Here is a 13,428-nt window from a genome sequence, read left to right on the forward strand (position 1 = left end):
GGACAAGGCCAGGCATTATTTCCCCGCTCCCTTAATGATACTGTGTACCCGTTTTCTTCCGGGTTCGATGGCACTTTTTAAATAACAACAAAAGATACAGGAAATATTAAACACTATGAATTTTTCTCTTCCCTACAAAAAAATTTCTTCTCTACTGGAGTTAATTAAATTTTCACACACTATTTTTTCCTTCCCTTTTGCCATAATGAGTGCATTTATTGCTGCCGGCGGGATGCCTACTTTGAGGCAATTACTTCTGATTGCCGGGGCGTTGGCGATGGCGCGCAGCGCCGCAATGTCTTTTAACCGCATTGTTGATGTTGATTACGATATCAAAAATCCCCGAACGGCATATCGTGTTGAATTGCAGAAGAAAATTGGCAAAAAAAACGTATGGATATTTACGCTGGTATGTACGGGCCTTTTTATTCTATTTGCGGGGCTGCTTAGTCGTCTTGCCCTTTACATGTCTCCACTGGCAATACTTATTATTTTTGGTTATTCTTTTACCAAACGGTTTACCAATCTATCGCATTTTGTGCTTGGTCTGGCATTAGCTCTTTCCCCTGTAGGGGCATGGATAGGAATTCAGGGGAGATTCGGCATTACACCTTTCCTGCTGGCATTTGCCGTGGTTTTATGGACGGCAGGTTTCGACATTATTTACGCGTGCCAGGATATTGAGCATGATAAAAAATTGGACTTGTATTCACTGCCAAAAAAAATCGGGCTTCGATGGGCACTGGTACTCTCCGGTATTTTACATTTTTTTATGGTCTTACTGTTGTTTATCGTTCCCAGATACTCAGACCTGGGGATTATTTATTTGATAGGCGTATGCCTCGCCGCTGTTTTGCTTTTTTATGAACATTTACTGGTAAAACCAAAAGACCTTTCAAAAATCAACACGGCCTTTTTTTACCGTAAATGGCATTATAAGCCTGGGGCTTATGGGGGTAACGCTCATTGATATTTTTGCTTAAGAGGGTTTCGGGGTATCGCGGGCAAAAAATAATGTTTGTCCATGCTTAATGAGATATCCGGCACGCTTGCAACTTCAGGCTTTCAATTTTAAGCCCATAACTACTATCCATCAACTTCTTGTTTTTTATGCTAGTTTTTCAAACTACACAACCGTAAGACATTGATTAGATGAGGCTTACGTAAAGTTTGGAGTATTGGGTTTTTGTCATTTGAACTTGTTTCATATTTCGACATTCGTATTTCGAATTTGGTTGCGGCCAAAGGCCGCGCCAAGCATTTCGTGGGCGAACATAAAATGTTTACAAAATTTCAGAAAAGTTTTCAAACTGGTATAGCAACCTCGGGATATCCATGGAAAAAAGAACCTGCTCCTTTGCATTTCCGGGGCAGGATTGAGATAGATAGCGAAAAATGTAAGGCATGTAACGTCTGCGTGGAGACATGTCCAACAAATGCTTATACATGGATAGAAGAACAGGGAAAACGATATCTGCAACTCTCTCACGCAAAATGCGTATTTTGCGGCATGTGCGAGGAAGTATGCCCTTACAAAGCTATCAGGATTACGAATGATTTTGAGCTTGCGGCAACAAATAAGGAAGACCTTTTAGTTAAGGCAGGGTTTAATACTGAAGAATCCGTTGAAACATTAGGTAATAAACTCAAAAAAACATATTTAAAATGTTCAGACGCTCATTGCATGTACGGGAGATTGATGCCGGTTCTTGCAACGGATGCGAATGGGAGGTCGTTGCTTTATTAAATCCTGTGCATGACCTCCAAAGGTTCGGAATTGACATTGTTGCCTCTCCGCGCCACGCAGACTGCCTGCTTGTGACGGGACCTCCGACAAGGAATCTGGAAACCGCCCTCATCAAGGGGTATCATGCCACCCCGGAACCAAAGATGGTCATAGCCTTGGGTACGTGTGCGTGTAGCGGCGGTATTTTCAGTAATTCCTACGCCACTAAAAACGGGATCGACAAAGTCGTTCCCGTAGATGTTTATATTCCTGGCTGTCCTCCAAGACCACAGGCTATTATATACGGATTTCTGTTGGCGTTAGAGAGGGTACAAAAGTGAGTATCTCAGGCTAACGGCTTTTTTTGTCAATCATGGGACTACGTCAAAGATATAGCCAAACAAATTACTGATAAGGTGCTAAATCTTGCAATGCAACGCAAAAGCCTATGAACAAACGGCCAGACAGACAGATTTGCTCCGATAAATATGGACAAGGCCAGGCATTATTTCCCCGCTCCTTAATGATACTGTGTACCCGTTTTCTTCCGGGTTCGATGGCACTTTTTAAATAACAACAAAAGATACAGGAAATATTAAACACTATGAATTTTTCTCTTCCCTACAAAAAAATTTCTTCTCTACTGGAGTTAATTAAATTTTCACACACTATTTTTTCCTTCCCTTTTGCCATAATGAGTGCATTTATTGCTGCCGGCGGGATGCCTACTTTGAGGCAATTACTTCTGATTGCCGGGGCGTTGGCGATGGCGCGCAGCGCCGCAATGTCTTTTAACCGCATTGTTGATGTTGATTACGATATCAAAAATCCCCGAACGGCATATCGTGTTGAATTGCAGAAGAAAATTGGCAAAAAAAACGTATGGATATTTACGCTGGTATGTACGGGCCTTTTTATTCTATTTGCGGGGCTGCTTAGTCGTCTTGCCCTTTACATGTCTCCACTGGCAATACTTATTATTTTTGGTTATTCTTTTACCAAACGGTTTACCAATCTATCGCATTTTGTGCTTGGTCTGGCATTAGCTCTTTCCCCTGTAGGGGCATGGATAGGAATTCAGGGGAGATTCGGCATTACACCTTTCCTGCTGGCATTTGCCGTGGTTTTATGGACGGCAGGTTTCGACATTATTTACGCGTGCCAGGATATTGAGCATGATAAAAAATTGGACTTGTATTCACTGCCAAAAAAATCGGGCTTCGATGGGCACTGGTACTCTCCGGTATTTTACATTTTTTATGGTCTTACTGTTGTTTATCGTTCCCAGATACTCAGACCTGGGGATTATTTATTTGATAGGCGTATGCCTCGCCGCTGTTTTGCTTTTTTATGAACATTTACTGGTAAAACCAAAAGACCTTTCAAAAATCAACACGGCCTTTTTTACCGTAAATGGCATTATAAGCCTGGGGCTTATGGGGGTAACGCTCATTGATATTTTTGCTTAAGAGGGTTTCGGGGTATCGCGGGCAAAAAATAATGTTTGTCCATGCTTAATGAGATATCCGGCACGCTTGCAACTTCAGGCTTTCAATTTTAAGCCCATAATTAATATCGTGACCACGATAGGAAACGGCTAATTTTTTATATTCCGTTGCTGCAGGAGTTTTCCCCTGCCGCCCCATTGGTACCAAGTGGATTATTGAGCAAAGCGCACAACAAAACAATGGCAAAATAGTTTTTGCCTATGCAAAAATCGGGAATAAATCCGATATAGGTCGTTAAGCGACAAGGAGTGGTTATGTCTGAACTCAAAGATCCACGGGTTTTTTTTGCGGCAGAAAGGACATTGTTAGCATGGAGTAGAACCAGTATTGTCATGATCGCATCTGGTTTTGGGATAGAGCGAGCCAGTGTCCTTATACAGGCGGTTACCCATGGAAGAACGACTGCCGATAAAACCGGGGTGGTATTCTGGGTGGGGCTTGCCTTTATTGCATTGGGTACGTTTGCCGCTTTTTGCTCTTCCCGTCAGTACATCGTTGTTCTTAAAACGCTCACACCCGAAGAGTACCCAATGGGCTATGGGACAAAATGCGGGCTTGCGATAAACACTATCGTAGCAGTTCTGGGTATATGTCTGGGCATCGCCGTTTATGTGGGACATGTTTCGTAAAATTCCTGAACGCCAAATAATTCTTTCAAGTTAAATCTTTCAGTTTGTGGAATTTAAAATGCTTGGTGTAAATACAAAACTGTTGATTTTATTTATTGTTCTTGTGGCAATGCTGGTTTTGTTCGTATGGAACCGATGGCGCTATGATATAGTTGCGCTGGTTGCCCTGCTGGTTGTTGCGGTTGCAGGACTCGTACCGCCTAGCCAGGTGTTTGCTGGTTTTGGGCACCCTGCAGTCATTACTGTGGCAGCAGTCCTGGTGCTCAGTCGCGGCTTGCTCAATGCCGGCGTGGTGGATTCACTTGCACGCCAATTGACGCGTGTGGGTAACCAGCCCATGATCCAGGTGGCAACCCTTACAGGGATTGTAGCCCTGAGTTCCGGATTTATGAACAACGTAGGTGCTTTGGCGCTACTCATGCCGGTTGCCATATGGATGTCGCGCCGGGGCGGTCGTTCACCTTCATTCCTGCTTATGCCACTTGCCTTCGGGTCATTGTTTGGAGGTACGCTCACATTGATCGGTACTCCTCCAAATATTATCATTGCCGCGTATCGCGAACAATCTGGCGCATTACCATTCTGCATGTTTGACTTTATTCCGGTAGGTGCAGCCATAACGATGTGCGGTATCATCTTTATTTCAATCATCGGCTGGCGACTGACGCCGCAGCGCAAGGAACAGGATTCTGCCGAGGATCTGTTCGAGATCAGCAGTTACCTGACCGAGCTTCTTGTTCCGGAAGGCTGCAAATTTGCAGGCCGGACGCTATACGATCTGATTGCGGCTGTCAGGAATGACGCCGATGTTGTGGTGGATTCACTTGCACGCCAATTGACGCGTGTGGGTAACCAGCCCATGATCCAGGTGGCAACCCTTACAGGGATTGTAGCCCTGTGTTCCGGATTTATGAACAACGTAGGCGCTTTGGCGCTACTCATGCCAGTTGCCATATGGATGTCGCGCCGGGGCGGTCGTTCACCTTCATTCCTGCTTATGCCACTTGCCTTCGGGTCGTTGTTTGGAGGTACGCTCACATTGATCGGTACTCCTCCAAATATTATCATTGCCGCGTATCGCGAACAATCTGGCGCATTGCCATTCGGCATGTTTGACTTTATTCCGGTAGGTGCAGCCATAACGATGTGCGGCCTCTTCTTTATTTCAATCATCGGCTGGCGACTGACGCCACAGCGCAAGGAACAGGATTCTGCCGAGGATCTGTTCGAGATCAGCAGTTACCTGACCGAGCTTATTGTTCCGGAAGGCTGCAAATTTGCAGGCCGGACGCTATACGATCTGATTGCGGCTGTCAGGAATGACGCCGATGTTGTGGTAATAGGCCTGGTTCGCACAGGACGAAGACAGCAGATGCCATCAACGTATGAAGTCATAAAGGAAAATGACATACTGCTGGTCGAAGCCGATTCAGACAGCCTCAAGACGTTGATTGATGTTACCGGACTTAAGCTCGCTGAAGCCAGCGGTAATGAGGATAAAGAAAAGGCCCGCGAGGGTGGGCCTAATCTGGTTGAGGCTACGGTTGCCCCCGGATCAATGCTCGCCGGAAAAACGGCGAGGAGTCTCGATTTGCGAGAGCGTTATGGCATCAATGTACTTGCAGTTGCACGTCAGGGGCGCCGCCTGAGGGAGCGGCTAGGCAAGATTCGTTTTGTCACCGGAGATATCCTGTTGATACAGGGACGCGAAGAATCTCTTCCGTCCACGCTGAACGACCTGGGATGCCTGCCACTTGCATCGCGTGGATTGCGTATCGGCAAACCGCGTAACGTTCTCCTGGCAATCTGCATCTTTGCCGTCTCGCTGGCATTGATCGCCTGTAAACTCCTTCCTGCGGCTACCGCACTGGCTGGAGGCGCAGCCGCCATGGTGCTTGCCGGACTCATTTCTCCTGGAGAAATCTACAAAAGCATTGATATGTCAATCATCCTGTTGCTGGCGGCAATGCTGCCCATAGGCCATGCATTGGAAAGTACAGGCGGTTCCCAGTTAATTGCTTACAAATTACTGGCAGTAGGCCGTTCCGCATCGCCGGCAATGACGCTCGTTATCCTGATGACGGCTACGATGCTTCTGTCTAATTTGGTCAACAATGCTGCTGCCGCAATTCTGGCAGCACCGATAGCGATTAATCTTGCGAAGGGTATGGAGTTATCTGTCGACCCTTTCCTGATGGCAGTAGCCATAGGGTCTTCCTGTGCATTTCTTACCCCGATTGGACACCAATCTAACACTCTTGTGATGGCGCCTGGAGGATACAAGTTTGGCGACTACTGGCGGATGGGGCTGCCCCTGTCTGTACTGGTCGTGGCAACCGCTGTCCCTGTGATCCTTTGGATATGGCCACTGTAGTTGTCATTTGTCCGAGAAATCGCCAGCTTGGGTATGAATACATTTATAACAATTTATGGCAAATGCTTCGCCCCGACATCAACCTTACCCTCAGATGAATCACCCGAAGGGTTTTCATGATTTCAATTCAACATGCAATGGGGATTCGATAAAGATATTTATGAATCTGTTCCGGGTAAAAAACCTTATGGTCTGGACGGTCATAATGCCAGTCATGTTTGTCCGGAACATGATTTTCATGATATGGCCATTTGCGAAAGGGATCAAAGCCTAACGCAGCAAGAAGTTTTTTATTACTCATGGCGACATTCCCTGCCCGGGGAGGCATAGGTCCCGCTTCTATGCGCATACACCCTTTCAGCAAGCGGGGAGAATAGCCTCCCACCTTATTGACTATCTGTCCAATTTGATAGAGGCTGAGGTAACGATGAGAGCCAAGGTGGTATATTCCGCATATTTTGTTCTCTAAAGCAATTTCTGCAATGCTATTAAAATCTTCGCAATAAAAAGGAGACCGGATTTCATCGTAATATAACGTTGCCGGATTATTTTTTTTAAAACGTGACAATATCCAGTCTATTGCTCCAGCATGCCCATTAACACTAATTCCCATGGGGAGCGATATCCTGAAAATCACCGCAGAAGGGTATTCGTGCGCTATAATTTCTTCTGCCATAACCATGGTTTTCCCATATACCGTGACAGGAGAAACGGCGTCACTTTCCGTGTAACAGCCCGATGATTTCCCAGGAAATACTAAATCGGTGGAAAGAAATAGAAGACGAATGGTACGGTCTCCGATTATCTTTAGTATGTTCTTCGCCGATTGAACATTCACCCGGTACGCCATTTCAGGATTCAACTCGCAGGATTTCAATGCACATGACCCAGCCGCATGCAGTATAGAATTAAACTTCCACGTCTTCATTAAGGCAGCAAGTCCTTGTACATCTTCTATGTCAAGCGGAATTATTCCCTCCCCGCGCAATGGCCAATATCGGGTGGGACGAATTGCAACTACATGCTCAGGATATTGAGAATGAAAATGCCGAAATGCATTGTAACCTGGAACGCCATTTACCCCGGTAATTAAAATAGGAAGATACGCTGGTAATGTCATAACCTGAATTATCTTTAAGAAAGAGTGTTGTTTTTTCAGTAAGTCTAAATAAAAAAGGGAAACAGATAATCAATTATCCATTTCCCTTTTAATGTAGATCATATTTTGTCTCTAAACACACATTAAAGCGTTACTTCAGCCTTTTTAAGGTGTGTTCCGCTCTGGAAATCAATGTGCTGACTTCGGAGAGCGACATGGTCGGAGAAGATATCCTTTCGCGGAGTAATGTAAACGTCTTGTCAAGTTCTCCCGTTAGATTCAGATCCCACTGTGTTTGGCTTGCCGTGCGTGTTTCTACCGGCGCTGAAGATGTTTCTTCACCGCTTTTCAACCTTGCCAACTCCGCTTCCAACTCCTGAATAATTTTCTTCTTTTCCTCAACTTCTATATCAGAAATCTTCTTTGCTTCAGTATAGTAAATAAGCTGGTTTTTTACCTCTTCCTGTCCGCGCTTTATATCGTCTATCTGCAACTTAAATTTCTCTTCGGTGGCACTGTGCATTTCCTGAAGGGCGGCAATCTGTCCCGCAAGATCCTCGCTGTTCTTTTCCGCCTCAGATACCTTTTGTTGCTGCTCCTTTATTACGGTTTCTAGTCCTGCAATCTGAATTCCAACCGCGGCCTTCACTGCACCAAAAGACCCCACCTCAACCTCTAGTTCGCTAAGCTTTTCGGACAACTCTTCTTTTTCTTCTGAACATTCCGCAAAAGTACCCTCTATTTCCTTCTTAGATGCCTCAACCTTATCTAATTTTTGCATCAAATCGGGAACTTTTAATACCTCCGTACGCCCTGCCCGAAGCTGTCTCTCAAGACCGTGTACTCTTTCCTTCTGCAGCCGGTACTTTTCAGTGACAGAAACCGCAAAGCCAACGCACAATAAACCGAAAAGCCCTACAAGCACAACCATTATCGCCTTAGATTTACTACAACTAGCCATAGAAAACCCCCTTATTCTGCATTTATTCTAAAACCCATTTGATGTTATATAAATATAAAATGATACATCTACCAGAGAAATATAGAGAAATATTAATGAATATCGCCCAATTACCCTTCTCCACGAAACGAAAAATGCGGCGAGGGTTATGCTAGCAAAATATAAAACAAGTTTCAAGTAAATTTGTCATTAAAATTTGGATGTCTGTTTTCATAATGATGTTGCTAACTAATCGAATTTCATATTGACTTTTCAGTTGTATGGCTATAAATTGAATTCTTATATCGGTTAGGGTACAACATCTTGCGTTTACAATGAAATATTCATGCTCGAATTATAAGGCTTTTCCAACGTTCCACATCAAATTCAATCGGGTGTAATTTATGGACACAAACAACTTCGTTCATCTCCATGTCCACAGTGAATACAGCCTTCTTGATGGCGCCTGCAAAATAAAAGACCTCGTTAGCAAGGCATTGCATTTTAAAATGCCTGCCCTTGCTCTTACAGACCATGGTAATATGTACGGCGCAATCGAATTTTACGAAGCCGCGCAATCCGCTGGAATAAAACCTATTATAGGTTACGAAGCATACGTTGCGCAAGGCGGTCGCCTTGACAAGGAATCAAAAAACGGGAAGGAAACACTTAGCCATATAACACTCCTGGCGGAAAACTATGAAGGATACCGAAATTTACTAAAACTTTCCACCTCTGCATATCTGGAAGGCTTTTACTACAAACCGAGAATCGATAAAGAACTATTGAAATCCCATTCAGCCGGGATTATCTGCCTTAGCGGATGCATGGCTTCTGAAATCAATCGCCACTTGTCCTTTGACCGCCATGACGATGCCATGAATCTTGCCATAGAATACCTGGAACTCTTTGGCGAAAACCATTTTTACCTTGAAATACAAAACAACAAAATCCCACTACAGGAAAAATTGGTGTCCGCGGCGTTCAAAATAGGGAAAACACTAAACATTCCCCTCGTCGCAACCAACGACGTGCATTATATGAATATCGACGACGCAGTTGCCCATGACGCATTGTTATGCATAAATACCGGCAAGCGCGTATCTGACAGACAAAGGCTTCGTTTCGATACGAACGAATTCTACTTTAAAAATTACCAGGAAATGCACGCCTTGTTTAAGGAAATACCTCACGCTCTTGAAAACACCTTGCACATTGCAGAACGCTGCGATGTAAAAATGGATTTCGGGAAGCTGCATCTCCCAAAATTTACGCCTCCCGAAGGAATAAGCAACAAGGCATATCTGAGAAAACTCTGCGAAGAAGGGGTGATAAGAAAATACGGCGCCATACTCCCCCATATCAGCGAACGACTGGACCATGAACTTAAAGTTATAGAAAAAACGGGTTTTGTCGAATATTTTTTAATTGTATGGGATTTTATTCATTATGCAAATACCCTCAACATCCCCGCAACGGGAAGAGGATCAGGGGCGGGCAGTATTGTCGCCTATGTATTGAACATCACCAACATAGACCCTATAGAAAACGATTTATTGTTTGAACGATTTTTGAATGCTGAAAGAATATCAATGCCTGATCTGGATATTGACTTCTGCGCAGAAGGCCGTGAAGAAATTATCCGGTACGTAAGGGAAAAATATGGCGGCGATAGCAACGTTGCACAGATCATTACATTCGGTACGATGAAAGCAAAGGCTGTCATCCGGGATGTTGGGCGGGTGCTTGACATTCCTCTTTCTGAAGTCGACAAGATAGCAAAACTGATTCCCAATACCCTCAATATCACCTTAGAAGAAGCCCTGGAACAGGAACCGGCTTTAAAAGCGATCTGTCAGGCCGAAAAACAGTTTAAGGAATTATTCGACATTTCAAAGAAACTGGAAGGATTATGCCGTCATGCCTCAGTACATGCGGCAGGCATCGTTATTTCCGATGAACCATTAACAGAATATGTTCCACTTGCTAAAAAAGGGGATGCCGTCACCACTCAATATTACGATGAAATACTGGTAGATAAAATAGGGTTGCTAAAGGCCGACTTCCTGGGTGTCCGGAAATTAACGGTAATAAAAAGGGCTCTTCAATTGATTCACGAAACAACAAGAGAGATTATTGATCTCGCAAAAATACCCGTAGACGACAAAGCAACCTATCAGATGCTTTCCAGCGGCAACGTAAAAGGGGTCTTTCAGGTAGAAACCAGCAAAGGGTTTAAGGAGTTACTTAAAAAACTGAAACCGGACACATTCGCTGACATCCTGCCTTTAGTGGCACTCTACCGCCCCGGACCATTACAAAGCGGCATGGTTGATTCATTCATCAACAGAAAACACGGGAAAGAGGCTGTTGAATATATCCACCCAACCCTCGAATTGATACTGAAAGAAACATACGGCGTCATTTTATACCAGGAACAGGTAATGAGGATCGCCAATCGCCTGGCAGGATTCACACTGAACGAAGCCGATAATTTGCGCAAGGCGATGGGGAAAAAAAAGCCTGAAATTATGGCAAAATTCAAGGACCAGTTTGTAAACGGAGCAATTTCAAACGACATCCCGAAAAAAACAGCGATAAAAATATTTGAACTCATGGAATTTTTCGCCGGATATGGCTTCAACAAATCCCATTCAGCGGCATATGCCGTAATTACTTACCAAACCGCTTATTTAAAAACCAATTATCCCCTACAGTATATGACTGCCCAATTGAGCTGTGAAAAACAAAATACAGAAAAAATCATTGATTATATTGAAGACTGCCGCCGGATGAATATCGAAATACTCAAACCGGATGTCAATGAGAGCCTCAGCGATTTCATCATCTCTGAAGGAAATAAAATACGTTTCGGTCTTGGCTCTGTCAAGAATGCCGGCGATAAGGCAATTGAATCTATTGTTTCTGCAAGGGAAAAAGGCGGTAAATTTTCTTCAATACTGGATTTCTGCAAGAGAGTTGACCTGCGCACCGTAAACAAACAAGTCATCGAGAGCCTTGTTAAATCAGGAAGCTTCGACTCTCTGTCTGACGACAGGGCAAGACTGCTCGCCTCTCTTGACTCGGCAATGGAACTGGGAAGCGCAGTAAACAAGGGGAAGCGTAAGGGACAAAGAGCATTATTCGATATCGGAAGCGCTATGGATGTTATTGAAACAGGAAACACCGCAATAAGCAACACTACGCCATGGAACGAAAATGAAATTCGCCAGGCGGAAAAGGAAAGCCTCGGATTTTACTTCAGCTCAAGCCCGCTGAGCGAGTATGAAGAAAAAATCAAGCTATTGGCCACCAATTCTTCCTCGGAAATATCTGAACTGCCGGAGGGGACTGATGTGATTATTGGCGGTATTATCACCGATATCAAAAAAAGCACCACCAAAAAAGGTGACCCGATGATGTACATTACACTTGATGATATGGAAGGCGCGATCAAATGTATCGCCTTTAGCAAAGAACTGAAGGAATATGAGCCATTGGCAAAAATAGACGCCGTCGTTTTTATCTGCGGTAATGTGGGGTATAAAGGCTCAACGCCGAGTGTAAAAATAAATGAACTAATCGCGGGGAAAAACGCTTTCCAGCGCCTGGTAAAATCTTTTGGATTGCGCCTTGAAGCTGCTCATTTTGACGAAACCAAACTGATACAGTTAAAAGACCTTATTAAAAAACACAGGGGCGCGTGTCCGTTTTTCATTGAAATTGCCACTCCAAACAACGGAAGCGTCCAAATCAAAACCTCCAGCCAATATTCTGCAGCAATCACAGATGATTTCCTTTCCCGCACCAGGGAGCTTTTCGATTCACAAAATCTGTTGATTAACCAAACGACAATGGCAGTACTCAATTGAATACCTAAAAGGGGCCATGCCCGATTTTTTGTAACGTGTCATTTTTGAGCAGGATGACCGAAACGTTAGCGCACCCATCAGAAAAATATATGAATGGTCGCACTTCGCTTGACCCATCCTACATAAATTAATACGCTTTATTACAAAAAATCGGGGAATGCTCACATGGTATAGCCAGAACCAAACAAGCATGAGATAAAAAATACTAAGCACTAAGCACGAAATGCGAAAGATGCACTTTTTTAGAATTTCAAATCATTTTGTCATTAGAATTTGTTTCGGATTTCACAATTACCGGATTGCGGCAGAGGTATGCTTCAAAAGAGGCCACTGCAATGATTCGCGCAGCCGGATGTACCCTTCCGCGCAGCCTCTTGCCAGATTTCTTACCCTTTTAATATAACCCGTTCTTTGCGTAACGCCAATTGCCCCCCGCGCGTCCAGCAAATTGAAAGTGTGAGAACACTTCATAACATAGTCATACGCAGGCAACGGAAGGTCCTCTTTTAATAACCTCTGGCATTCAATTTCGTAGAATTCAAAGAGTTTAAAAAGCATTGACGTGTCCGCAACTTTGAAGTTGTAAGTGGAGAATTGCTCTTCATCCTGCTTATGGATATCGCCATAGGTATATCCTTCCACCCATTCCAGGTCAAACACAGATTCCTTTTCCTGAATAAACATTGCAATACGTTCGAGTCCGTAGGTAAGTTCAAGGGTAATCGGTTCAAGTTCAAATCCGCCTACCTGTTGAAAATAGGTAAATTGTGTAATTTCCATGCCGTCCAGCCATATCTCCCATCCGAGACCTGTCGCACCCAGGGAAGGAGACTCCCAATCGTCCTCAACAAATCGCACGTCATGTTTTACGAGGTCTATCCCCAGTGCCCGCAAACTGTTTAAATATATCCCCTGCGAATCGTCGGGGGCGGGTTTTACAATTACCTGAAATTGGTAGTAGTGTTGTAATCTGTTTGGGTTCTCTCCATATCTGCCGTCTGTCGGGCGGCGGGAAGGTTCGACATAGGCGCATTTCCATGGTTCCGGACCTAGTACCTTAAGGAACGTTGCGGGATTAAAGGTTCCCGCCCCCTTTTCCGTATCATATGGCTGCCAAAGTATACACCCATAATCAGCCCAGTATTTTTGTAACGTTAAAATAATCTCTTGAAATGTCATTGCGTTCACGCATATTTTTAAGTGATGAAAATTATTGAAACTTCTCCCTGCATAAACAGTTTTCGGAGTCTATCACCACACGTTTTCCTTGTCAAGAAATT

The 13,428-nt window shown here is 44.2% G+C and carries 12 protein-coding genes; 7 read left to right on the forward strand and 5 right to left on the reverse strand.

The window, feature by feature from the left end; translation table 11 throughout:
• The first annotated feature begins 115 nt into the window (after positions 1 to 115).
• From M5U24_RS15970 to M5U24_RS15990, 5 genes are all read left to right on the forward strand, one after another.
• Positions 116 to 970, forward strand: coding sequence for a 4-hydroxybenzoate octaprenyltransferase (locus M5U24_RS15970; RefSeq protein WP_298202955.1), 855 nt, complete (start codon positions 116 to 118; stop codon positions 968 to 970).
• Between the two features lie 309 nt (positions 971 to 1,279).
• The gene (locus M5U24_RS15975; RefSeq protein ID WP_298202956.1) at positions 1,280 to 1,747 is read left to right on the forward strand and encodes a 4Fe-4S binding protein; all 468 of its coding nucleotides are present in this window, start codon (positions 1,280 to 1,282) and stop codon (positions 1,745 to 1,747) included.
• A complete protein-coding gene (locus M5U24_RS15980) occupies positions 1,666 to 2,067 on the forward strand; it encodes an NADH-quinone oxidoreductase subunit B family protein (RefSeq protein ID WP_298202957.1) in 402 nt (133 codons plus the stop codon). The genes M5U24_RS15975 and M5U24_RS15980 overlap by 82 nt, the downstream gene beginning before the upstream one ends.
• Positions 2,068 to 2,330: 263 nt before the next feature.
• The gene (locus tag M5U24_RS15985) at positions 2,331 to 3,080 is read left to right on the forward strand and encodes a 4-hydroxybenzoate octaprenyltransferase (RefSeq protein ID WP_298202958.1); all 750 of its coding nucleotides are present in this window, start codon (positions 2,331 to 2,333) and stop codon (positions 3,078 to 3,080) included.
• Between the two features lie 408 nt (positions 3,081 to 3,488).
• Complete coding sequence (locus tag M5U24_RS15990; protein ID WP_099324781.1) at positions 3,489 to 3,863, forward strand: DUF202 domain-containing protein; 375 nt, start codon at positions 3,489 to 3,491, stop codon at positions 3,861 to 3,863.
• Between the two features lie 141 nt (positions 3,864 to 4,004).
• On the opposite strand, the gene M5U24_RS15995 is transcribed toward M5U24_RS15990, so the two are convergent.
• Both M5U24_RS15995 and M5U24_RS16000 read right to left on the reverse strand, forming a co-directional pair.
• Positions 4,005 to 4,514 (reverse strand): hypothetical protein, encoded by a 510-nt coding sequence (locus M5U24_RS15995; RefSeq protein WP_298202983.1) that lies wholly within the window; start codon positions 4,512 to 4,514, stop codon positions 4,005 to 4,007.
• A gap of 66 nt (positions 4,515 to 4,580) precedes the next feature.
• Positions 4,581 to 5,036 (reverse strand): hypothetical protein, encoded by a 456-nt coding sequence (locus M5U24_RS16000; RefSeq protein ID WP_298202984.1) that lies wholly within the window; start codon positions 5,034 to 5,036, stop codon positions 4,581 to 4,583.
• On the opposite strand from M5U24_RS16000, the gene M5U24_RS16005 reads away from it, so the two are divergent.
• Positions 5,008 to 6,237, forward strand: a complete 1,230-nt coding sequence (locus M5U24_RS16005) for an SLC13 family permease (protein WP_230405779.1) — start codon at positions 5,008 to 5,010, stop codon at positions 6,235 to 6,237. The two genes, M5U24_RS16000 and M5U24_RS16005, sit on opposite strands and share 29 nt — an antisense overlap.
• Before the next feature lie 127 nt (positions 6,238 to 6,364).
• Here M5U24_RS16005 and M5U24_RS16010 read toward each other — a convergent pair whose 3' ends face one another.
• Complete coding sequence (locus M5U24_RS16010; RefSeq protein WP_099324782.1) at positions 6,365 to 7,357, reverse strand: sugar nucleotide-binding protein; 993 nt, start codon at positions 7,355 to 7,357, stop codon at positions 6,365 to 6,367.
• A gap of 130 nt (positions 7,358 to 7,487) precedes the next feature.
• Positions 7,488 to 8,297: a hypothetical protein gene (locus M5U24_RS16015; protein WP_157820447.1), complete on the reverse strand. Its 810-nt coding sequence runs from the start codon at positions 8,295 to 8,297 to the stop codon at positions 7,488 to 7,490.
• Positions 8,298 to 8,680: 383 nt separating this feature from the next.
• On the opposite strand from M5U24_RS16015, the gene M5U24_RS16020 reads away from it, so the two are divergent.
• Entirely contained in the window at positions 8,681 to 12,148 is a 3,468-nt protein-coding gene (locus tag M5U24_RS16020; protein ID WP_164994491.1) for a DNA polymerase III subunit alpha, read from the forward strand.
• A gap of 291 nt (positions 12,149 to 12,439) precedes the next feature.
• Here M5U24_RS16020 and M5U24_RS16025 read toward each other — a convergent pair whose 3' ends face one another.
• Positions 12,440 to 13,327, reverse strand: a complete 888-nt coding sequence (locus M5U24_RS16025) for a glycine--tRNA ligase subunit alpha (RefSeq protein WP_164994490.1) — start codon at positions 13,325 to 13,327, stop codon at positions 12,440 to 12,442.
• Positions 13,328 to 13,428 lie beyond the last annotated feature (101 nt).

The organism is Candidatus Kuenenia sp. (genome assembly GCF_027493735.1).
Taxonomy (GTDB): Bacteria; Planctomycetota; Brocadiia; order Brocadiales; family Brocadiaceae; genus Kuenenia; species Kuenenia stuttgartiensis_A.